We start from the raw sequence: 22,364 nt of genomic DNA on the forward strand, positions 1-22,364 counted from the left end.
GCGTAGAACGAATCTCGTATTGACTGGCAAGTGTCAGGAGTACTCGACTGCGTCCTGGTCGACCGCCCAGAGCATGTCGGTCAGCAGGTCGGGGTCGGCTGCGTGGACGCGGTTCCAGGTGGGTATGAACGGCGTCTCAGCGGGGTTCTCAAGGAAGATGTGCCCAGCAATGACAATGTTTTGGGCAAATAGCTCGATCGACTGCTCTTCCTTGTGCCTGTCGACCGCAAGCCCGTTCATCTTTGCGTCGTTGTAGTAGCAATCGAGGAGGTCGAGCGCGGATCGGTAGTACGTCGCCTTAAGAGACCGGAATATCTCTTCGGAAAACACGGTTCCGTCGGCTGCCAGCTTGCGGAAGATCGCCTTGCAGATGTCGATGGACATGCGAGACAATCCGGCCGTGGAATCCTCCTCGCTCAAAGGCTGGTGTTTGTGATCGTAGGCGTCCGAGATTTCCACCTGGCAGACGGATTTCGGTGCGAGATTTCGCCAAGCCTCGCTCAGCACGCCGATTTCAAGCCCCCAGTCCGAAGGAATTCGCAGGTCCGCCAGAATGGGCGCGCGCATCGCGAATTCACCGGAGAGCGGGTACCGGAAGCTTCGGAGGTAATCGAGATAATCGCGGTCGCCCACCACACGTTTCAGTGCGATCAGCAGGGGCGAAACCAGCAGCCGTGTCACCCGTCCGTTGAGCTTCTTGCCGTCCGTGCGGGGGTAGAAGCCCTTGGCGACTTGGTAGGGGAAGCTCGGATTTGCCACCGGATAGACAAGGCGGGCCAGCATGTCGCGCGAATAGGTAACGATATCGCAATCGTGGATGGCGACCACCGAGCTGTCGGCGCAGGCCAGCAGGTACCCAAGGCAGGTCCAGACGTTCTTTCCCTTGCCCGGTTCGTTCGGTGCGAGCCCAAGCTCGTCCAGACGCTGTTGGATCGCCAGCATTCGCGGGCTGTCGTTCCAGATCACCACATGGTTTTGCGGCAGAACCGAGAAGAACTGGCGGGCATGACGGAACTGGGCCTCGTCTGCACGGTCCAGTCCGATGACGATGCGGTGGAGGAACGGCACCTGTGCCAGTTCGTCGAGAATTGCCGGCAGGGCCTCCCCCTCAAGTTCGGAGAACAGCGATGGCAGGATGAGCGATATCTTCCGGCTGCTTCCGAAGCTCGCGAGTTCGGCCGTAAGCGCTTCCGTGCTCGTCGAACGCAGGTTGTGCAGCGTTGCGATGTTTCCGTTCTGGTGGAAGTCGGCCATGGGAGGCGTCTCCTGTCCTAGATATTCAAGCTGTCGAGGAGGTCGAGCACGGCGCTGTTCCATCCCTCAGGTCCCGGTGCAGATGTCCGGTGAATGCGGCCCGCTGCCTCTCCCGGCAGTGGTGGAAGCGGGGTGCCATGCGGATTGGCGACGATCACGCCGTAATCGGCCGCCTCGATCATCTCCCGGTCGTTTGGCGCATCTCCGAGTGCCAGTTTCGGCGGATTGTCGTAGCGGGAAGCGACCTCGGCCATTCGGTCGGCCTTCGTACCGCCGAACGAGAGTGTCAGAAAACGACCTCCGTGGCGGGCGCTGACGCCGAGCGCTTCCAGTTCTTGCAGGAACGAGTCCAGTTCCGCGTTGCTTCCGTTCCAGAGGCCGGGTTCCGAAAACTGCCGCCTCGAAGCGTTCGCGGCGTCTTCGGGGGCCAAACCTGTTGCCAGCGCGACACCGTCAACACCAAGGTCGGCAAAGCCAGCGAAGTGGGCACGCAGATCGGGGGTGACTTGATCGAGGGCCGCGCGCAGACGCGTGTAGTCTGTGTCGCTCTCCGTGGGGTCGGCTTCAAGAAGGCCGGCGCCATTCTCCACGATCGCCGGATACGCTTCGCAGCCAATTTCGCGACGCAATACGTCGATCTCTACGGCGGTCTTGGAGGACGCGAGAACCAGGGGTATCGCTGCGGCTCTCAGGCGGTCGAGAGCGGCACGGGCGGGTGCTGGCGAATATGTTGCGTGGTCCAGCAATGTGCCGTCGAGATCCGAAAAGACGATCAGCGGTGGACGTGTCATGGGCCGGACTGTATCGCCGTATTTCCAACGCTGCGAGCCCATTCTCGCCTGTCCGTCCAAACGCCGCACGCCGCGGTGCTTGCTCCGGAGAAGGACCGCCGCAATGGGTTTGGCGCTAGATACCGTTCAATAGCCAAACCGCGGATTCAAGGCTTGTTTGGGTGGCGCCGGGGCGCGCCAATGCGCCCCGTACGCAATGTTCAGAGCGTGATGCGGTAACTCGCGAAGCCGTTGGTGCCGTCGCCGGCCGGTTCGATCTTTACCGCCTTCACGTCGCCGATATGTTCGGCGGCTTTGGGGCCGGTCTCGAACAGAACGGTCGTACCCGGCATCGGCGCGAAGGACCAGTTATCGTCTGCCGTTGGGTTGATTGTCCCTTGCTCGACGATGTAGCGCACGATCACGTCGCGGTTGGTGTCCGGCGCTTCGAGGATGGTCGTCTCCGGGCTTGCGCCAGGGAAGTCACCACCGCCACTCGCACGGTAATTGTTGGTGGCAATGACGAACTCCATGTCGTCTGTCACTGGCTGGCCGTTAAACTCGAGGTTCACGATCCGGCTGGCATCTGGGTTCAGTTCCTCACCTTTGGGGCCGAACCGCGAAGGTTGCGACAGGTCGATCTGGTAGCTAACGCCGTCGATCACGTCGAAATTGTAGGACGGGAACGAGGGGTTCAGCAGAACGGCGTCGGTGCTACCCGGTTCGATCTGGTTGAACATGCCGGCAGAACGCTCCAGCCAGCCCTTGAGCTGCGCGCCGGTCACCTTCACTGCGCGCACGATATTGGGGTAAAGGTAAAGGTCGGCCACGTTCTTGATTGCGACGTCACCCGGGGCGACATCTGTGTAGTAGTCCGGTCCGCCGCGACCGCCGGCCTTGAAGGGCGCCGCAGCCGACAGGAGTGGAAGCCCTTCGTACTCCGTGCCCTTGAGCATTTCCCCTACGTACCATTTCTGAGCGATGGAGACGATCTGTACCGACGGGTCGTCTGCCACGAGTGCGAAGTAGGAATGTAGCGGCGCGGCGGTTTTACCGACGGCGCGCCGTACGTAGGCCAGCGTTTCTTCGTGCACGTCCTTGACGGCGTCGAGCACTGACTGATCGTCCTCGACCAGGGCGGTGACGGACCGGTCCTCGTTGCGTTTGGAGATGGGGCGCGCCTCGGTCTCGAAGTTCACGACACGCCAAGCATCGCCGTCGCGTTCCAGCATCAGGTCGATGAGCCCCATGTGCGAGCCCCAGAATCCGCCCATGACCGCGGGCTTGCCGTGGATTGTGCCCGCATCGGCATCTACCGCGGCGTAGTCGGCATAGGTGGGTGAAGGGAAGACGAGATGCGAGTGCCCCGTCATAACCGCGTCGATCCCGTCGACGGCGGCCAGCGGAACGGAGGCGTTTTCCATCAGATCGGAACGGTCGGCGGCCCCGATGCCGGAGTGGCTGAGCGCGAGGATGATATCGCATCCTTCTTCACGCATTTGTGGCACCCAGGCTTCGGCCGTCGATACGATGTCGCGGCTCTCTACGTTGCCTTCCAGGTGCCGGCGATCCCAGTTCATGACTTGCGGTGGGACAAAGCCGATGAGACCGACGCGAATGGGGTGTTTCGTGCCATCGCCCATCTCGATTTCGCGTTCGAGAATCACGTAGGGTTTCAGGAGCGTGGTGTCCTGGGTTGGTTCTGCCCCCATCTTCTTCGCAATATTCGCACAGACGACGGGGAATTCGGCCCCGGCCAACGACTTCTCAAGGAAATCCAGGCCGTAGTTGAACTCGTGGTTGCCGAGCGTCGAAGCGTCGAAGCCGGCAGCATTCATCGCGCTAATGATCGGATGCATGTCGCCTTCTTTCATGCCCCGCTCATAGGCGATGTAGTCGCCCATCGGGTTTCCCTGAAGGAAGTCGCCATTGTCGACGAGCATGGAGTTGGTGGCCTCGGCCCGGATGCCGTCGATAATCGTCGCGGTTCGCGACAGGCCCACGGTGTCGACGGCCCGGTCGGAATAGTAGTCGTACGGGTAGACGTGAACGTGCAGGTCTGTTGTTTCCATGATCCGCAAATGCGCTTGGTTGGAGGCGGCGCGTGCGGAGAAGGGATGGAGAGTAATCAAGGAGGCCCCTGCAATGCTGCCCGCCAGGAAGCCGCGGCGGGAAATGTCGAACTTGTTCATGCGTTTCATAGAGCACCCCATCTGATTGCAAAGCGAGTGGCGGGATACCTCCGACGCATCACACGCAGATGAATGTCCGGAACTGTCCCAACGTCAACGTCTTTTTCCGAAACGACTATAGCAGGTTTCGTGCGAGGAGTCGGTGGGGCTGGCGAATATCTCCGGCAGGCGAATTGCGTCGCGTTTGAAGCCATGCGATTGCAGCTTCAAGCAAGTTTGGGGACATGTGCCAATGCGACTGGCGGAGACTGTGACTTTTGGTGGCGGCGGGCTGGACAGAGCCGCCCATATCAGGCGGGACAACGACGCATTGGCGCACCTTCTAAGCACGCCGGATGCACGGATTTTGCCGATGTGGCGATCCAAACCCTTGGTTCAGGGCGGCGACGCGTTGGTGCTTGCGCCGGTTCCCGACCGGTCCCTGTTGCGCGGTTTTTTCCAGGAAGTGCCCTTCTTTCTGGGAAAGGCGGATGGGGCCGCCTGGTTTGCTCAGGATGTTTCCAGCTGGGAGCCCGAAGGGCAGGATACAGCGACGGTCGGTGCTTTCGTCGACCCCACGGAGCAACACTTCCCGGACTTGCCGGAGGACTGCCGATTCGTGGAGTTGCGCGCGGTCATGGCGCGGCTATCCCCGTTGGATGCAGAACTGGCGGCGACGGCGCGAGCGTTGATCGAGTGGCACCGCGCGCATCGGTTCTGCGCCCGGTGCGGTGCGGGGTCCACGCCGGTCGAAGCCGGTTGGCAACGAAAGTGCACGACCTGCGGCAGACTTCATTTTCCTCGAACCGACCCGGTCGTGATCATGTTGATCACGCATGGGAACTCTGTACTGATGGGGCGCAGCCCGGGTTGGCCGGAGGGCATGTTTTCGTTGCTCGCCGGATTTGTGGAACCGGGTGAGACGCTTGAAGCGGCAGTGCGCCGCGAAGTGTTCGAGGAAGCCGGTGTGTCTGTCGGCGCGGTGTCGTATCTGGCGTCTCAGCCCTGGCCGTTCCCTGCGTCGCTGATGATTGGGTGCCGTGGCGATGCGCTGACGCGCGACATCTGCGTTGATCCTGCCGAGATCGAGGAGGCGCTATGGGTCAGTCGAGAAGAAATGCTGTCGGTTATGGCTGGCGACCACGCCACTATCCGGACGGGCCGCGAAGGCGCGATTGCACGCTTCCTGCTCTCGAACTGGCTTGCGGACCGGTTGGATTGACGCGAAACAACCCTCAAGTGGCCGTATCCTACAGAGGCAGTGCATGAAGTTTTCGACTCGTGACGAAATCGAAGCGCCGGCCGATCGGGTGTGGGCAGCGCTGACGAATGCCGAGATGTTCGAACAGGCGGCGCGGTCGCGCGGCGCAGAGGTGATCCGGCATCCGGAGCCGCAGAACTTCGGAGTGGGCACGTCTTGGACGACCCATTTTGAGTTTCGCGGGGTCAGGCGCAAACTCTTTACGGAGGTGGTCTCCTGTGATGCGCCCGGGCTTTTGGTGTTCGAGTCCAACGTCGGCGGCGTCGACGTCTTGGCGCGGTTCGAACTTGAACCCTTGGGGAATGCCCGAACCAGAATGGGAACCTCCCTCGACATGACAGCACGGTCAATTCCGGGCCGCATTCTGATTCAGACGTTGAAGCTCGGAAAAACCACGCTCAATCAGAAGTTTCGCCGGCGGATGCGTCGATTTGCGCGTTACCTCGGCAGGACCTAGTTCGAGTTTTGAGGCATCAGTGGCGTTTCGGGTCGGCAGGATAAACTCCTAGGACGTCGAGACGATCGGTGAAGTAATCCAACTCGTCCAGCGCGAGTTTGACGCCGGGATCGTCCGGATGGCCCTCGATATCGGCGTAGAACTGCGTCGCGGAAAACGAACCGTCCACCATGTAGCTTTCGAGCTTCGTCATGTTTACGCCGTTGGTGGCGAAACCACCGAGCGCTTTGTAGAGCGCAGCCGGGATGTTCCTGACCCTGAAGACAAACGTGGTCATCATGCTGTCACCGCGCGGCGTGTGGTCGGGCTTTTCGGACATTATTAGAAAGCGCGTCGTGTTGTGCGCCTGATCTTCGATATGCCGGGCGAGAATCTCGAGCCCGTAGGCTTCCGCCGCAAGGTCGGAGGCCAAGGCGCCAACATTTCGGAGCCCTCGGCGGGCGATGTCTGCCGCGGCGCCGGCGCTGTCCGCAGCCGGCTCGCCTCGAATGCCGAACTGGTCGAGAAAATTCTGACACTGCGGCAAAAGGACGAGGTGGGCGCGCACTGTTTCAATCTCGTCTATGTGCACGCCTGGCATCGCCATCAGACTGATATGAACCCGTACGAAGGCCTCATCGACGATGTGCAGCCCGCTTTCCGGCAGGAGTCGGTGAATATCGGCCACTCTGCCATAGGTGGTGTTTTCCACCGGAAGCATGGCGAGTTCCGCAGCGCCGCTCTGGACGGCACGTATCGTGTCTTCAAAGCTCCGGCATGGCAGGGGCTCGTAGCCCGGACGCGCGTCGTGACAGGCTTGGTGCGAATAGGCACCAAGTTCTCCTTGGAAAGCGATGCGGGGGCGGTCTGTCATTGATCTTTCGCGGATATATTCAAGTTGATGCGACGATATGGCGGCCAGTCGCGTAAACTACACCTTGCGCGATAGGCCCGGAAACATGATAGATGCGCGAAACGTTCATTTAGCGGGATGCGACATGTTCGACACGATGACCCTCACCAAGACCGTCGGCGCCCTTTGCGGCTCCCTTTTGGTCTACCTCCTTGGCGTTTGGGCCGCCGAAATCCTGTTTCACGTCGGTGGCGGTCACGGCGATGATCACGCTCAGGCCTATGTGATCGACACCGGCGACGGTGGGGGCCATGGCGCCGAAGAGGCCGAAGAGGTCGATTTCGAAGCCCTCCTTGCCAACGCGGATGTCTCGAAAGGCGAGAAGCTCTTCAAGAAATGTCAGGCTTGCCACGTTCTTGACGAAGGCGTGAACAAGACCGGTCCGACGCTGCATAACATCGTTGGCCGCGAGGTCGACGCGATTGCGGACTTCGCTTACTCCGGGGCGCTGATTGCTGTGGCCGATGTCTGGACCCCGGAAAACCTCGATGGCTTCCTGGAAAACCCGAAGAGCTTTGCTCCGGGAACCAAGATGTCCTTCGCCGGCTTCAAGAAGGCAGAGGAACGCGCCGATATCATAGCGTACCTGCAAGCCAACTGAGGCATCACCGCTCCATGGAGCGGCTGTATTTCCGGCAATGCCCGCGCTCTCCGGAGGGAGGCGCGGGCATTCGCGTCAATCACGGGGTGTCACGCAATCGCAACTTGATAATCCGGTCGTCGCATAGGTAGGTAAACGGTCAAGTAGTACTGGACGGAACTCCTCAAAGGGACCTGCCTATGCGAATTCGGAAAGCCGGGGCGATTGCACGTATCCCAACATGTCACATGGCCGGGATTCGTGCCATTTTCACCGGGGTTGCGCTAGTCGCGGCGTGTTCTGCGACCGCCGATACCTCCGACACGGTCATTTCCACCCACGGTTACTCCTTTTTTGGCGAACTTGCCTATCCGGCAGACTACCAGCATTTCGATTTTGTGAACCCCGACGCGCCGAAGGGCGGGGAACTGGCAATCGGGGCATCCGGCACTTTCGACAGTCTCAATCCCTACTCGCGCAAAGGACGTGCTGGCGCGCTGACCTCGATCCAGTACGATTCGCTTATCGAAAGCGTCGAGGATCAGGTTGGCCAGTACTACGGCATCCTCGCCGAAAGCCTCGAATATCCCGAAGACAAGTCGTGGGTTATATTCCACATGCGGCCCGAGGCGACATTCTGGGATGGCACGCCGGTGACGGCCGAAGATGTGGTCTACAGCCACAAACTGTTTATCACCCAGGGTCTTCCGTCCTATGCGGCAGCAGTCGGTGAGATGGTGACGAGCGCGGAGGCGCTGGACGATCACACGGTGAAATTCACCTTCAATACCGAACTGACCAAACGGTCCCGTATCGAGACCGTGGGTTCCACCACGGTGTTTTCCAAAGCGTGGTTCGAGGCTGACGAATCCCGCCGGCTCGACGAGCCGCGGCTGGAGGTCGCCGTCGGATCCGGGCCGTACCAGCTCGACAGCTTCGATGTGAACCGGCAAATCGTCTACAAGCGGCGCGAAGACTATTGGGGCGCGGACCTCCCGTACAATCGCGGCCGTTACAACTACGACACGATCCGCGTTGAGTACTTCGCTGATCAGACCGCTCTGTTCGAAGCGTTCAAAGCGGGAGAATATACCTTCCGCACAGAAAGCGATCCAAAGGTCTGGGCTTCCAACTACGATTTCCCGAAGGTGAAGAACGGCGCGATCAAGCTGGAGGAGATCACGGACGGCAGCCCGGCCACGCCCTCCGGGTTCGTTTTCAATCTCGCGAAACCACAACTGCAGGACAAGCGCGTGCGCGAGGCTATATCGCTGGCGTTCAACTTCGAATGGACGAACCAGTCGCTGCTATATGGTCTCTATGCGCCAAGGTCCTCCTTTGTTCAGGGAACGCATATCGAGGCGATGGGCGTGCCCGAGGGTGCGGAGCTGGAGTTCCTCCAGTCGCTCGGCGACGTGGTGCCGGAGGACCTGCTGGCAGAGCCTGTCCGGGTCATGCACGAATCCAACCCGGGGAACGTGTCCGACCGGCGGAACCTGCGCCAAGCCTCGCGCTTGCTGGAAGAAGCCGGGTGGACGGCGGGGTCGGACGGGATGAGGCGCAATGCCGACGGCAAGACGCTCGCGGTGAACCTATTGATCCCGACGAATATCCAGGCCTCGGTCGAGTCGATGCACGAGGTTTTCGTGCAAAACCTGCGGCAGATCGGCGTGGATGCGACCTTCGAGAAGGTCGACCCGTCACAATACACCCTTCGCCGGCGCGACCGCGATTACGACATCCTCTATTCGACCCGCTATAGCTCGTTCCTGTCGACAGGGGGCGGTCTGAGCCAGATGTACGGATCCAAGGAAGCGGCCTTCAGCCTCTTCAATCCTGCGGGGCTCGCCAGCCCGCTGGTCGATGCGATCATTGATGCATCGTTCGAAGCGCAGTCTCAGCAGGAGACCGATGTTGCGCTCATGGCGCTTGATCGGGCGCTGCGATATGAGCTTTTCGTGATACCAGACGGTTATATTCCTGACTATTGGGTCGCGTCGTACGATATGTACGAATACCCGGAAAACCTGCCAGCCTACGATCTGGGCTATCTCAGCTTCTGGTGGGTGAACCCCGACAAGGCAACGGCACTCAAAGAGGCGGGCGCGCTGAAATAACATGGGCGCCTATATCCTCCGCCGGCTACTGCTCATCATCCCGACGCTGTTCGGGATCATGCTGATCAACTTCACGCTCATCCAGTTCGTCCCAGGCGGGCCGATCGAACAGGTGATTGCCCAGCTCGAAGGGCAGGGCGACGTCTTCGAGGGGTTCTCGGGGGCTGGCAGCGGCGGTGCGGAACTTGAGACGGCCAATGAAGACTACATCGGCGCCCGAGGTCTGCCGCCGGAGTTCATCGCGCAACTCGAAAAGGAATTCGGATTCGACAAGCCGCCGGTGGAGCGCTTCTTCACCATGCTGGGCAACTACATGCGCTTCGATTTCGGCGACAGTTACTTCCGCTCTATCTCTGTGGTCGATCTCGTTTTGGAGAAGATGCCGGTGTCGATCACACTGGGGTTATGGTCCACGGTGATCGCCTATCTGGTGTCGATTCCACTCGGTATCCGCAAGGCCGTAAAGGACGGAACATCCTTCGACACCTGGACGTCCGGGATTATCATCGTGGCCTACGCGATCCCCGGTTTTCTCTTCGCCATCCTGCTGCTTGTCCTTTTCGCAGGAGGATCCTACTGGCAGATCTTCCCGCTCCGCGGGCTGACCTCAGAAAACTGGCATGAGCTGAGCCTTCTGGGGAAGATCGGCGACTATTTCTGGCACATCACGCTACCCGTCGTCGCCTCAACGATTTCGAGTTTTGCCACGCTGACCCTGTTAACGAAGAACTCGTTTCTCGATGAGATCAAGAAGCAATACGTGATCACCGCCAAGGCAAAGGGGTTGAGCGAATCCGGGGTTCTCTATGGCCACGTATTCCGCAACGCGATGCTGATCGTGATCGCCGGGTTCCCGGCAGCTTTTCTGGGCGTCTTCTTCGGGGCATCGATCATTATCGAGACGATCTTCTCGTTGGACGGGCTGGGTCGGCTCGGGTTCGAGGCTGCTGTAGCGCGCGACTATCCCATCGTTTTCGGCACGCTCTATGTCTTCGGTCTGATCGGGCTGCTGGTCGGACTTCTGTCCGACCTGATGTACGTCCTTGTTGATCCTCGGATCGACTTCGAAAGCCGGCGGGTGTGACATGACAGAACAAGCCGCCGAAACCGTTGCCGCCATCCCGGAAAAGCGCCGTTTCGCGCTCTCGCCACTCAACCAGCGGCGCTGGCGGAACTTCAAGCGCAATCGTCGCGCCTATTGGTCGTTGATCATCTTCGCGGTTCTGTTCGGCCTGTCGCTCTTCGCCGAGTATATCGCGAACGATCGGCCGATCATTGTGAACTATCGCGGCGAGCTTTTCTTTCCGGTCGGTAATTTTTACGCAGAAACGACGTTCGGCGGCGATTTCCCGACCGAGGCCGTTTATCGCGATGCGGAGGTGCGCTGCCTGATCGTCTCAGGTGGTCTGATCGACTGTTTCGACGATCCCGATGGAGTCATTGCGCAGGTTCAGGAGGGCGCAACGGAGATCAACGGTGAAGCGGTCCACCAGGGTTGGATGGTCTGGCCCATCATTCCCTACAGCTACAACACGCCGAACAACCTCAACCAACCCGCACCGTCACCGCCCGACGCGCAGCATTGGCTGGGCACAGACCAGGCGACACGAGATGTGCTTGCGCGGGTGATATACGGGTTCCGGCTGTCGATTGTTTTCACGCTGATCGTTACCGTCTGCGCCTCGATCATCGGGATCATCGCGGGGGCCGTGCAGGGGTATTTCGGCGGCTGGATCGACCTGGTGTTCCAGCGGGTGATCGAGATCTGGTCCTCCACGCCACAGCTCTACATCATCATCATCATGTTCGCGATTCTCGGCCGAAGTTTCTGGCTTCTTGTCATACTGACAGTGCTGTTCGGCTGGCCGGCGCTGGTTGGCGTGGTACGGGCGGAATTCCTGCGGGCGCGCAACCTGGAATATGTACGCGCGGCCAAGGCCCTCGGCGTCTCCAACTGGAAGATCATGTTCCGGCATATGCTGCCCAACGCGATGGTGGCCACCCTGACCATGCTGCCCTTCATTGTGACCGCGACCATCGGTACGCTGGCCTCTCTCGATTTCCTAGGTTTCGGCCTGCCATCCTCCGCGCCGTCGTTGGGGGAACTGACCTTGCAGGCCAAGCAGAACCTCCAGGCGCCATGGCTTGGTTTCACGGCCTTCATCGTCTTCGCCGCCATGCTGTCGCTGCTGGTCTTCATTTTCGAGGGCGTGCGGGACGCGTTCGATCCGCGAAAGACGTTCCAGTGATGAGCCACGTGAAAAGGTCGAAGGGGGGCCGTCTGCCCCCCGTCCTGGCCGCGAGCGGCCAGGACTCCCCCCGAGGATACTTGTGGCCAGAAGAAACCGGGGCCGGAGTGAGGAGTGGCGATGCCTGAACGGGGCCTTCTGACAGTTCGCGACCTTCGGGTGTCCTTTCGCCAGGATGGCCGGGATATTCCCGCGGTCAAAGGGGTCTCCTTCGATGTGGGCGAGGGCGAGACGGTGGCTCTTGTCGGGGAGAGCGGGTCGGGCAAATCTGTCACGGCGCTGTCGACGGTTTCGCTTCTGGGCGACAACGCCAGCATTGCGGGATCCATCACCTACGACGGTCGAGAGATGGTGGGCGCTCCGGAAAGCGAGCTGATGGCGACGCGTGGCAATGACATCAGCTTCATCTTCCAGGAGCCGATGACCTCGCTCAATCCGTTGCACACGCTGGAGCGGCAGCTCACCGAGTCCATCGCACTGCATCAGGGCGTGACGGGTGCGGCCGCGCGGACGCGTGTTCTGGAATTGCTGAACAAGGTGGGCATTCGCGATCCCGAGAGCCGCCTTGGTGCCTATCCGCATCAGCTTTCGGGCGGTCAGCGGCAGCGTGTCATGATCGCGATGGCGCTGGCAAACGGGCCGGATCTACTGATTGCCGACGAACCGACGACCGCGCTGGACGTGACGATCCAAGCACAGATTCTGGAACTCCTGGCGGAGTTGAAGCGCTCGGAGCGCATGAGCTTGCTGTTCATCACCCACGACCTCGGGATCGTTCGGAAGATTGCCGATCGGGTTTGCGTGATGAAGGACGGTGAAATCGTCGAGACCGGGGCCACGTCAGAGATTTTCTCCAACCCGCAGCATCCCTACACCCGGAAGCTGCTGGCGGCCGAGCCGAGCGGTACGATGCCGCCGCTTGAAGGAGCGCCGGAAGAGGTCGTGTCGACGGACGGGCTGCGGATCTGGTTTCCGATCCAGCGCGGCTTCCTGCGGCGGACTGTGGGTCATGTGAAGGCGGTGAACGATGCATCGATTTCGATCCGCTCCGGAGAGACCCTGGGGATTGTCGGCGAAAGCGGATCGGGCAAGACCACGCTCGCGCTCGCGGTCATGCGCCTTATCGCAAGCGAGGGGCCCGTTGTCTTCCTCGGGGACAACGTGCAAGGCAAACCGCAACGCCAACTGCGCGATTTGCGGCGTCATATGCAAATTGTTTTTCAGGATCCCTACGGCAGCCTCAGCCCGCGCATGACCGTAGAGGAGATTATCGCCGAGGGGCTCGGCGTTCATAAGGTCGACCGCAATCGGTCTTCGCGCGAGCAGGTGGCGGATATCATGGCGGAGGTCGGTCTCGATCCGGCCACGATGCATCGCTATCCGCACGAGTTTTCAGGCGGTCAGCGGCAGCGTGTTGCGATCGCCCGAGCGATGATTTTGCAGCCACGCCTTGTGGTTCTCGACGAGCCGACATCGGCGCTGGACATGACGGTGCAAGTGCAGATTGTAGACCTGTTGCGCCGGCTCCAGGCGAAGCACGGGTTGGCCTACCTCTTCATCAGCCACGATTTGCGCGTGGTTCGCGCGCTTTCGCACAAGGTGATGGTTATGAAGCAGGGAGACATCGTGGAAAGCGGGAGCGCACGGGAGATATTCGAGGCGCCCAAGACCGACTACACGCGGGAATTGATCGCGGCGGCCTTCAACCTCGGCGACACGCACGCCGGATCGGTTCGCGAACCGAATAGTGCGTGACATACCCTGGAGGGTATCCTCTCCCGAACTTGCCAGTACGCCATTGCGAATATGACGTCGACCGATGCCTATCCGCGGCCGACTTCATATTGCGTGGCTGTGGCCCGCCTTGTCCATCTCGTAGGCATCGAATGCGCGTGCGATCATCCGCGTCAGCGGACGACCCTGCGGCGGGATCTCCAGGCCGTTCCTGGTGACTGTCACGAATTCGCCGAACGTGCGTTTCACTTCAGCGAACATCGTGTCCAGTGTTTCGGACGCGCCACTCCAATCGCGCAGGATCTCACCGCGATCCACGCGGAAGTTGCACATCAGTGTCTCAATCATCCGGGCGCGCATTTCGTCTTGTCCGGTGAATACATGGCCACGCCCGGTCGCGAAACGACCGGCGCGGATCTCCCGGGTATAGTCGCCCGTGCCGGAAATATTCTGCGCGTAGCCCTGCGGGAAGCGCGAAATGGCGGACGCCCCCAAGCCGATCAGCGCCGGCGCAGGATCGACTGTGTAGCCTTGGAAGTTTCTCCGCAGGGTTCCGTCGCGCGCCGCAACGGCCATCGAATCGTTCTGCCGCGCGAAGTGGTCGATGCCGATCTCGTCGTAGCCGTCCCAGACGAACAACTCCCGGGCCGTTTCGAACAGGTTCAGGCGCTCCTGCGGTGTCGGCAGCGATTCTGACGGAATCAGAGTTTGCCGCCGTGCCATCCAGGGCACATGCGCATACCCATAGAGCGCAACCCGGTCGGGCGAAAGCGAGAGGAGCTTTTGCACCGATTCCGAAATCTTGTTTCGGCACTGGTTCGGCAGACCGTAGAGGATATCGGCGTTGAGGCTGGTCACGCCACGGGAACGGATACCGTCCACCGCAGCTTGGGTGACTTCGAAGCTCTGTTCACGGCCGATGATCTTCTGGATCGCCGGATCGAAATCCTGAACGCCAATGGACGCACGTGTCATTCCGGACGCAGCAAGTGCGTCGAGACGGGCGTCGTCGATTTCATTTGGATCGATCTCGACGGAGAACTCGCCGTCCTTGGCCATCGGTATCGACCGGAAAACCGAATCGGCAAGGTCGGCCATCATCTCGGCGCTGAGCAGGGTGGGCGTTCCGCCCCCCCAATGAAGCGCGGACAATTTGACGCCCTCGGGAAGCGCAGCGCCGAGCATATCGATCTCGGACTTGAGCGTCTCGAGGTATGCCGCGACCGGTGACAGGCTGGAGGTACCCTGCGTTCGGCACGCGCAGAACCAACAGAGTCTTCTACAGAAAGGAATATGTATGTAGAGAGATATTCTCGAGTTGGCGGGCAGGCGACCGACCCAGGTGGTGAAGTGGTCTGATCCGACCTTCTTGTTGAAGTGCGGCGCCGTTGGATAGCTGGTGTAGCGAGGGACGCGGGCATCAAAAAGCCCGAGTTTCGCGAGTTGCGATACCGTTTCCATGCGCCTACGTTTAGGGAAAGGACGCTTGAACAGCCTTGATCAAGATCAAGGAGGGCGCGCGCGAATGGAGATGCAGGAAATCGAACTGACGCATGTTGACTGTGGTAATTGCCCGATTAGGCATCGGGCAGTTTGCGCGCGCTGCGATGCGACCGAGTTGGATCAACTCGAAGAAATGAAGTATTACCGGACGTTTGAGGCCGGTCAGACCATCGCCTGGACGGGCGATAAACTCGATTTCGTCGCAACGGTGGTCAGCGGAATCGCGACCCTTAGCCAAACCCTCGAGGACGGGCGGACGCAGATGGTCGGCCTTTTGCTTCCGTCGGATTTCATGGGCCGGCCGGGCCGCGAGATGGCAACATACGACGTGACCGCCACGACAGAGGTTGTGATGTGCTGTTTCCGGCGCCGCCCTTTCGAGGATCTTATGCGGTCCACGCCGCATATTGCGCAGCGCCTGCTGGAGATGACGCTGGACGAATTGGACGCCGCACGCGAATGGATGCTGCTGCTGGGTCGAAAGACGGCGCGGGAGAAGATCGCAAGCCTGTTGGCGATTATCGCCCGGCGCAACGCGACGCTGAAGTTCGGCCAGGCACAGGGGCCGATGGAATTCGATTTGCCACTCACGCGAGAGGCCATGGCAGACTATCTCGGTCTCACGCTGGAAACTGTCAGCCGCCAGGTTTCGGCGCTCAAACGCGAAGGCGTGATCGAACTGGCTGGAAAGCGGCATGTTTCAGTGCCGGATTTCGACCGGTTGATGCTGGAGACCGGCGACGATACCGACGGCGGAATGTTGGTTTAGCCAGTACGCTCAATCGGCCCGCAACTCGCGCGGAAACACACCGGCAGGACTGAACGGCGTACAGGCGCGGCAACCGTCGTCCGACGTTGCCGTCCGGCCCTCTCAATGACTCATGAAGACAGGTATCTGCGCCGCCTCCAGCATGTCCCGCGTGGCGCCTCCCATGATCGCCTCGCGAAACCGCGAGTGGCCATACGCTCCCATGACAAGCAGATCGGCCTGTTGATCGTCGCAGTGGCGCGCGAGAACGTCCGCGGTACGGGGCATGGTTGCGGCGATCACGGAGATTTCTGCGCGCACGCCGTGGCGCGCGATCATTTGCGAGAGCAGGCCGCCTGGATCCGAACGGTCCGGTCCGTGGCGCGGAGGATCAATAATGACAATGTTGGTCATCGCGGCCTGCTGTAGCAACGGGAGCGCGGCACGGACCGAGTCCAACGCTTCGGCACTCTGGTTCCAGGCGACGACGATCTTGTCGAGCGACGCGGGCATTGTGCCGTTGGGCATCACGAGGACGGGAACATTCCCTGCGAACAGAGACGCCTCCAGCACGGCTTCGTCTGCAACGCCCTTTTCCTCGCCATAGGGTTTGGGCAGAATCACCAAATCCGAGAATCGGGCGCGGTTGCCGACGAGGTTCTGAATCGTACCGATTTGCGCCAGAGCTGCGTCGCTCGACCAGCGGCAGCTTTCGTGCTCCATTGCGATACGCACGGCATCATCGATATCCGAGGCCTCTTTTCGGGCGCGCTCGAGCGTTGCCTGTTCGATGAGTGCGTTGGTACCGGCGTAGTAGTACCCCGGCGTCGAGTGATCGATTCCCAGGGCCAGGATGTCCAGGTGCGCATCCTGAGCCTTCGCCATGGCAGTTGCACCGGCGAGGGCGGAAGAATCGAGGTCCGTGCCGGTGACGACGGTGAGGATTGATTTGTAGGCCATCTGGTTCGCCTTCGGGTGAACTATGTCTTTCGGCAATCAATCTAGGCGTCAGCGGGTCGCGACACCTTGACCTGCCTCAAGCGGCGCCTGCGACGACATTGACCTAGATCAAGGCACCACCTGGCTCATATCCTCAGAAGCGAATGAGAAACACCATGAGGGGGGAGTCTGTGCTCCCCCCGCATCATAACCAAGGGACACATCATGTGGGATTACGCCAAGATCGTGGCGTTGGGGCTGATCGCGCTGGCAGCAGCGATCGCGGCCAACTACGCGCGCGATGCAGCCTATCTCGTGCATGCGATCATAATTATGCTCGCGGCCGGTGCGGCATTCATTTGGAGCGTGCGTCAGATTGACGAGGAAAAGCCGGCACCGGAGGTGGCAACGGGCTATCTTGACGGGGTCGTGCGCTACGGCGTCGTAGCCACGGCATTCTGGGGCGTGGTTGGATTCCTTGCCGGGACGTTCATCGCGTTTCAACTCGCCTTCCCGGTGCTGAACTTCGAATGGGCGCAACCCTACATGAACTTCGGCCGTCTTCGGCCGTTGCACACGTCGGCCGTGATCTTCGCCTTCGGCGGCAATGCGCTTCTGGCAACCTCCTTCTACGTGGTGCAACGCACCTCGGCGGCACGCCTCTGGGGCGGCAACCTCGCATGGTTCGTCTTCTGGGGGTACAACCTCTTCATCGTGCTGGCCGCAACCGGCTATCTGCTCGGCGCCACGCAATCCAAGGAATACGCCGAGCCGGAATGGTATGTGGACCTTTGGCTCACGATCGTCTGGGTTGCCTATCTGGCGGTTTTCCTCGGCACGATTTTCAAGCGCCAGGAAAAGCACATCTATGTGGCCAACTGGTTCTTCCTGAGCTTCATCGTCACCATCGCGATGCTGCACATCGTCAACAACCTCTCCATCCCGGTTTCGCTCTTCGGCGCAAAATCGGTGCAGGTCTTTGCCGGCGTGCAGGATGCGATGACGCAGTGGTGGTACGGCCACAATGCTGTGGGCTTCTTCCTGACCGCGGGCTTCCTGGGCATGATGTACTATTTCGTGCCGAAACAGGCTGAACGCCCGGTCTTCTCCTACAAGCTGTCGATCATCCACTTCTGGGCACTGATCTTCCTGTATATCTGGGCTGGCCCGCACCACCTGCACTACACCGCGCTGCCGGACTGGGCCTCGACCCTCGGCATGGTGTTCTCGGTGATGCTCTGGATGCCTTCCTGGGGCGGCATGATCAACGGCCTGATGACGCTCTCCGGCGCCTGGGACAAGCTGCGCACCGACCCGATCATCCGCATGATGGTGGTCTCGGTCGGCTTTTACGGCATGTCCACCTTCGAAGGTCCGATGATGTCGATCAAGGCGGTGAACTCGCTCAGCCACTACACCGACTGGACCATCGGCCACGTGCACTCCGGTGCGCTCGGTTGGAACGGCATGATCACCTTCGGCGCGCTCTACTTCCTCACGCCGCGCCTGTGGGGCCGGGAGAAGCTCTACTCCTCGGCTGCCGTCAACTGGCATTTCTGGCTCGCCACCATCGGCATCGTGCTCTACGCGGCGTCAATGTGGGTGACCGGTATCATGGAAGGCCTGATGTGGCGTGAAGTCGACGCCAATGGCTTCCTCGTGAACTCTTTTGCCGACACCGTGGCAGCGAAGTTCCCGATGTACGTGGTACGTGGCTTGGGCGGCGTGCTCTATCTCACCGGCGCCATTATCATGGTCGTCAACCTCTGGCTCACCGTGACCCGCGGCGAGCCGAAATCCGCGCCCGCGACTGTCGCGGCGCCGGCCGAATAAGGGAGGTCACGACAGATGGCTATTATCGACAAGCATAAGATCGTCGAGACCAATGCGTCGATTCTCCTCGCGCTCAGCTTTCTTGTGGTGACGATCGGGGGCATCGTGGAGATTGCACCGCTCTTCTACCTCGAGAACACGATCGAGGATGTGGACGGCGTGCGCCCGTACTCGCCACTCGAACTGGAAGGACGGAACATCTATATCCGCGAAGGCTGCTACGTCTGCCATAGCCAGATGATCCGTCCGATGCGTGACGAGGTGGAGCGCTATGGTCACTACTCGCTGGCGGCGGAATCCAAGTACGATCATCCGTTCCAGTGGGGATCCAAGCGGACGGGCCCCGATCTGGCCCGGGTTGGCGGCCGCTATTCCGATGACTGGCATGTGGATCACCTTGTGGACCCGCAGTCGGTCGTGCCGGAATCGGTGATGCCGAAATACGGCTTCCTGCTCAATCGCATGATCGACGGGAAGTACATCGAGGATGTGATGCGGACCAACCGGACTGTCGGCGTCCCCTACACGGACGAGATGCTCGAAAGCGCCCATTCGGACTTCGCGGCCCAGGCCGATCCGGATAGCGACTACGATGCGCTTCTCGAACGGTATCCGGGTGCGCAGGTGCGCAATTTCGACGGTGAACCGGGGATCTCGGAGATGGACGCGCTTATCGCCTATCTGCAGATGCTCGGCACATCCGTGGACTTCTCGACCTTCGAACCTGTCGCCAGTCGCTGAGGAGCGGGGGGGCATGGATACATACTCCCTCCTTCGCCAGTTCGCGGACAGCTGGATGCTGCTGTTCCTCGTGCTGTTTTTCCTTGGCGTGGTCTTCTGGGTTTTCCGCCCAGGCAGCGCCAAGGAGCAACGCGACAGTGCAAACATCATCTTCCGCCACGAGGACGCACCAGTTGTCCCGGCGGCGCCTGACCCCAAGGAGGATCGGGAATGAGCAAACAACCTGTGAAGAAAGAAAAGGCCGAGGTCGGAACGACCGGCCATAGCTGGGATGGAATTGAGGAATTCAACAATCCCCTCCCGCGCTGGTGGCTCTGGACGTTCTACGCCACCGTCATATGGGGGCTGATCTACACCGTCATGTACCCTGCGTGGCCGCTCGTAAACGGAGCGACGGCCGGACTATTGGGCCATTCGACCCGCGCTGAAGTGGCTTCCGAGATCGCCAGATTCGAGGAAGCGAATTCCGGTATCCAGCAGCGTCTCGTCGACGCTGAGCTGACAGAGATCGCCGCGGATCCGGAGTTGAACAGCTACGCTCAGAATGCCGGCGCTGCCGTGTTCCGGACCTGGTGCGCCCAGTGTCACGGCGCCGGCGCGCAAGGCGCGCAGAACCTCGGCTATCCGGCCTTGGTTGATGACGCCTGGCTCTGGGGCGGCACGATCGAGGAGATCCACACGACGATCGCCTACGGTATTCGTTATGACGACGACTCGCGGTTTGGCGACATGCTTGCCTTTGGCAGGGACGACCTGCTCACCGATGAGGAAATCAACCAGACGGTCGCCTACGTGTTGAAAATCTCCGGACAGGAGTACGACGAGGCACTGGCCGGCCCCGGCGAAACGCTGTTCATGGACAATTGCGCCTCTTGCCACATGGAAGACGGAACGGGCGAGATTTCGCTTGGAGCGCCTAACCTCACGGACGCGATCTGGCTTTATGGCGGCGATGCCGAAACCCTGTATGAAACGATCTGGAGTGGCCGAGCCGGCGTGATGCCGCCGCGTGGCGGTGCGCCTGCCGCGGTTGTCGACGAAGCAATGATTCGTGCGGTTTCGGTATATGTCCACAGCCTCGGCGGTGGCGTCGATTCCATGGAGTGATGACCGGCTCCAAGCACGTCAGTATTCTTGCCGCCGCCGGCTTCTTGCCGGCGGCGTTTTTTTTGGTCCCTGGACAAGCGGCGGGCGGCAACATGGGCGGTGCGTTCGGGTGTTTCGCGGCAGCCGTTGCCTATGGCGCATGTCGGGTATTCCTCAAATAAAACACATCTGACACTCGTATTTGATCTGGATCAATGTCGGTTCCGGGCGGGAAAACTACACCAAGACCATAGGTTGCGGCGGACGTGAGAGCAGCGGCTCGCTCGTTGGCCCAACTACCAGAACATAGCGTTTCCAGAGGGTGTCCTCCCCTGGAAGATACGCCCCGGCTCTCCGTCCTGTTCGCGCGTTTCCTAGGAGAGCTGGGGCGCCTTTCTTTGTATATCGCAAACTCACATTCAGTTGATTGAACGCGACACGCGGGCGCAGGGCCTGTTGCACCGCCTTTTGATATGTCTGAATGAACCCGCGGGTGCGCGATCATAATTGATGCATATCAAAGACGCCTTTTCCCGCCCGCCCCTAGAACGGGCGAAATCGCGAACCTTCAGCCACCGGAGAGCTTCCGTGAGCGACACTGGCAGCCAACCCGAGCAGCTCTATGCCGCTCGAGAACCCGTCTTCCCTCGCAAGGTGCGCGGTCGCTTCCGCAACCTGAAGTGGGGCATCATGATCGTGACGCTGGGTATCTACTACCTGACGCCATGGATCCGGTGGGACCGCGGTCCGAACCTTCCTGATCAAGCTGTGCTCGTGGATATGGCGAACCGGCGGTTCTTCTTCTTCTGGATCGAGATATGGCCACACGAATTCTATTTCGTCGCCGGGCTACTGATCATGGCGGGACTGGGCCTGTTTCTGTTCACGTCGGCGCTTGGGCGTGTCTGGTGCGGATACACGTGCCCGCAAACCGTGTGGACGGATCTGTTCATCCTCGTTGAACGCTGGATTGAAGGCGACAGGAACGCACGCTTGCGTTTGCACCGCCAAAAGAAAATGGATGCGAAGAAGCTACGCCTCCGGGTGACGAAATATGTCGCCTGGACGCTGATCGCCGTGGCAACAGGCGGCGCGTGGGTGTTCTATTTCACCGATGCGCCGACTCTGCTGAGGGAGTTGTTCACCGGTACGGCTCACCCCGCGTCCTATACGTCGGTCGCAGTGCTGACATTCACGACGCTGGTCTTCGGCGGCTTCATGCGCGAGCAGGTATGTATCTATATGTGCCCCTGGCCTCGGATCCAGGCCGCCATGATGGACCCGGACACTCTGACCATTGGCTATCGGGAGTGGCGCGGTGAACCGCGTGGTAAACACCGCAAGGCGGCATCCGCCGGTGAACTCGGAGACTGCATCGATTGCATGGCCTGCGTGAATGTCTGCCCGATGGGCGTCGACATCCGTGACGGACAGCAATTGGGGTGCATCACCTGCGGCCTCTGCATCGATGCCTGCGACGACATTATGGACAAGGTCGGTAAGGAGCGCGGGCTCATCGGGTACCTGGCGCTCAGCGACGAAGTACGCGAGCGCGACGGCGCGAAACCTCGATCTGCTTGGACCCACGTGTTTCGTGTAAGAACGATGCTCTACACCTTCCTGTGGTCGGCGGTAGGTATCGGCCTTGTCGTGGCGCTCTTCGTCCGTCCTGATATCTCTGCAACCGTGCATCCGGTACGCCAACCGATTTTTGTCACACTGTCCGACGGGACGATACGCAATACCTACGATTTCGGCCTTCGCAACAAGCACGGAGAGGATCGGCGTTTCCGGGTTACGCTGACGACGGACGATCCAAGCTTGCGCATTGCCATCGAAGGGACGCCCTACGAGAGCTTCATGGTTCCGGCAGACACCACCGGAAAGCAGCGCGTGTACGTGCTTGCCCCGAAAGGAACCGAGCCGGCCATGGCCGACCGCACGGACGTCCGTTTCTGGATCGAGGATTTGTCGAACGGCGAGAGGGTGTATAAGGACTCCACTTTCGTCGGAACTGGAGCGAACTGAG

General features: G+C 60.5%; 19 protein-coding genes. 13 read left to right on the top strand and 6 right to left on the bottom strand.

All coding sequences use genetic code 11. From position 1 onward, the window contains the following. Positions 1–33 precede the first annotated feature (33 nt). The 3 genes from ARC39_RS00945 to ARC39_RS00955 all read right to left on the bottom strand — a co-directional run bounded on the left by ARC39_RS00945 (position 34) and on the right by ARC39_RS00955 (position 4,225). A complete protein-coding gene (locus ARC39_RS00945) occupies positions 34–1,254 on the bottom strand; it encodes a glycosyltransferase family protein (RefSeq protein WP_068108674.1) in 1,221 nt (406 codons plus the stop codon). Positions 1,255–1,271: 17 nt separating this feature from the next. Continuing rightward, a complete protein-coding gene (locus tag ARC39_RS00950) occupies positions 1,272–2,045 on the bottom strand; it encodes an HAD-IIB family hydrolase (RefSeq protein ID WP_068108676.1) in 774 nt (257 codons plus the stop codon). 200 nt (positions 2,046–2,245) lie between these two features. Next, positions 2,246–4,225, bottom strand: coding sequence for a bifunctional 2',3'-cyclic-nucleotide 2'-phosphodiesterase/3'-nucleotidase (locus ARC39_RS00955; protein WP_068108679.1), 1,980 nt, complete (start codon positions 4,223–4,225; stop codon positions 2,246–2,248). Between the two features lie 223 nt (positions 4,226–4,448). Here ARC39_RS00955 and nudC point away from each other — a divergent pair, with 223 nt between their 5' ends. Beyond that, complete coding sequence (nudC, locus tag ARC39_RS00960; RefSeq protein WP_068108681.1) at positions 4,449–5,417, top strand: NAD(+) diphosphatase; 969 nt, start codon at positions 4,449–4,451, stop codon at positions 5,415–5,417. 43 nt (positions 5,418–5,460) lie between these two features. Beyond that, positions 5,461–5,913 carry an SRPBCC family protein gene (locus tag ARC39_RS00965; RefSeq protein WP_068108685.1) on the top strand — a complete coding sequence of 151 codons (453 nt, stop codon included), beginning with the start codon at positions 5,461–5,463 and terminating at the stop codon, positions 5,911–5,913. A gap of 16 nt (positions 5,914–5,929) precedes the next feature. Here ARC39_RS00965 and ARC39_RS00970 read toward each other — a convergent pair whose 3' ends face one another. Further along, positions 5,930–6,766 (bottom strand): prephenate dehydratase, encoded by an 837-nt coding sequence (locus ARC39_RS00970; protein WP_068108688.1) that lies wholly within the window; start codon positions 6,764–6,766, stop codon positions 5,930–5,932. A 124-nt stretch (positions 6,767–6,890) separates the two neighbouring features. Here ARC39_RS00970 and ARC39_RS00975 point away from each other — a divergent pair, with 124 nt between their 5' ends. The 5 genes from ARC39_RS00975 to ARC39_RS00995 all read left to right on the top strand — a co-directional run bounded on the left by ARC39_RS00975 (position 6,891) and on the right by ARC39_RS00995 (position 13,506). After that, the gene (locus ARC39_RS00975; protein ID WP_068108691.1) at positions 6,891–7,406 is read left to right on the top strand and encodes a c-type cytochrome; all 516 of its coding nucleotides are present in this window, start codon (positions 6,891–6,893) and stop codon (positions 7,404–7,406) included. A gap of 179 nt (positions 7,407–7,585) precedes the next feature. Further along, positions 7,586–9,502 (top strand): extracellular solute-binding protein, encoded by a 1,917-nt coding sequence (locus ARC39_RS00980; RefSeq protein ID WP_078059008.1) that lies wholly within the window; start codon positions 7,586–7,588, stop codon positions 9,500–9,502. Position 9,503: 1 nt separating this feature from the next. Beyond that, positions 9,504–10,586, top strand: coding sequence for a microcin C ABC transporter permease YejB (locus ARC39_RS00985; RefSeq protein WP_068108697.1), 1,083 nt, complete (start codon positions 9,504–9,506; stop codon positions 10,584–10,586). A 1-nt stretch (position 10,587) separates the two neighbouring features. Beyond that, complete coding sequence (locus ARC39_RS00990; RefSeq protein WP_068108699.1) at positions 10,588–11,751, top strand: ABC transporter permease; 1,164 nt, start codon at positions 10,588–10,590, stop codon at positions 11,749–11,751. Between the two features lie 120 nt (positions 11,752–11,871). After that, entirely contained in the window at positions 11,872–13,506 is a 1,635-nt protein-coding gene (locus ARC39_RS00995) for an ABC transporter ATP-binding protein (protein WP_068108702.1), read from the top strand. An 84-nt stretch (positions 13,507–13,590) separates the two neighbouring features. Here ARC39_RS00995 and hemN read toward each other — a convergent pair whose 3' ends face one another. Beyond that, positions 13,591–14,946 carry an oxygen-independent coproporphyrinogen III oxidase gene (gene hemN / locus ARC39_RS01000; RefSeq protein WP_068108705.1) on the bottom strand — a complete coding sequence of 452 codons (1,356 nt, stop codon included), beginning with the start codon at positions 14,944–14,946 and terminating at the stop codon, positions 13,591–13,593. A 64-nt stretch (positions 14,947–15,010) separates the two neighbouring features. Between hemN and fnrL the strand changes: the two genes are divergently transcribed. Next, the gene (gene fnrL, locus ARC39_RS01005; RefSeq protein ID WP_068108707.1) at positions 15,011–15,757 is read left to right on the top strand and encodes a transcriptional regulator FnrL; all 747 of its coding nucleotides are present in this window, start codon (positions 15,011–15,013) and stop codon (positions 15,755–15,757) included. Positions 15,758–15,859: 102 nt separating this feature from the next. Here the strand turns inward: fnrL and ARC39_RS01010 are convergent, their stop codons facing one another. After that, the gene (locus tag ARC39_RS01010) at positions 15,860–16,696 is read right to left on the bottom strand and encodes a universal stress protein (RefSeq protein WP_068108709.1); all 837 of its coding nucleotides are present in this window, start codon (positions 16,694–16,696) and stop codon (positions 15,860–15,862) included. Between the two features lie 204 nt (positions 16,697–16,900). On the opposite strand from ARC39_RS01010, the gene ccoN reads away from it, so the two are divergent. The 5 genes from ccoN (at position 16,901) to ccoG (ending at position 22,363) form a co-directional block, all read left to right on the top strand. Beyond that, on the top strand, positions 16,901–18,508 hold the full coding sequence (gene ccoN / locus ARC39_RS01015; protein ID WP_068108712.1) for a cytochrome-c oxidase, cbb3-type subunit I: 1,608 nt from the start codon (positions 16,901–16,903) through the stop codon (positions 18,506–18,508). A gap of 15 nt (positions 18,509–18,523) precedes the next feature. Next, positions 18,524–19,249 (top strand): cytochrome-c oxidase, cbb3-type subunit II, encoded by a 726-nt coding sequence (gene ccoO / locus ARC39_RS01020; RefSeq protein WP_068108715.1) that lies wholly within the window; start codon positions 18,524–18,526, stop codon positions 19,247–19,249. 13 nt (positions 19,250–19,262) lie between these two features. Next, the gene (locus ARC39_RS01025) at positions 19,263–19,463 is read left to right on the top strand and encodes a CcoQ/FixQ family Cbb3-type cytochrome c oxidase assembly chaperone (RefSeq protein WP_068108718.1); all 201 of its coding nucleotides are present in this window, start codon (positions 19,263–19,265) and stop codon (positions 19,461–19,463) included. Then, positions 19,460–20,356: a cytochrome-c oxidase, cbb3-type subunit III gene (ccoP, locus tag ARC39_RS01030; protein ID WP_068108721.1), complete on the top strand. Its 897-nt coding sequence runs from the start codon at positions 19,460–19,462 to the stop codon at positions 20,354–20,356. Before ARC39_RS01025 ends, ccoP begins: the two co-directional genes overlap by 4 nt. 567 nt (positions 20,357–20,923) lie before the next feature. After that, positions 20,924–22,363, top strand: coding sequence for a cytochrome c oxidase accessory protein CcoG (gene ccoG, locus ARC39_RS01035; RefSeq protein ID WP_068108723.1), 1,440 nt, complete (start codon positions 20,924–20,926; stop codon positions 22,361–22,363). Position 22,364: the final 1 nt, after the last annotated feature.

It is taken from the genome of Tropicimonas marinistellae (genome assembly GCF_001509585.1).
Taxonomy (GTDB): domain Bacteria; phylum Pseudomonadota; class Alphaproteobacteria; order Rhodobacterales; family Rhodobacteraceae; genus Tropicimonas; species Tropicimonas marinistellae.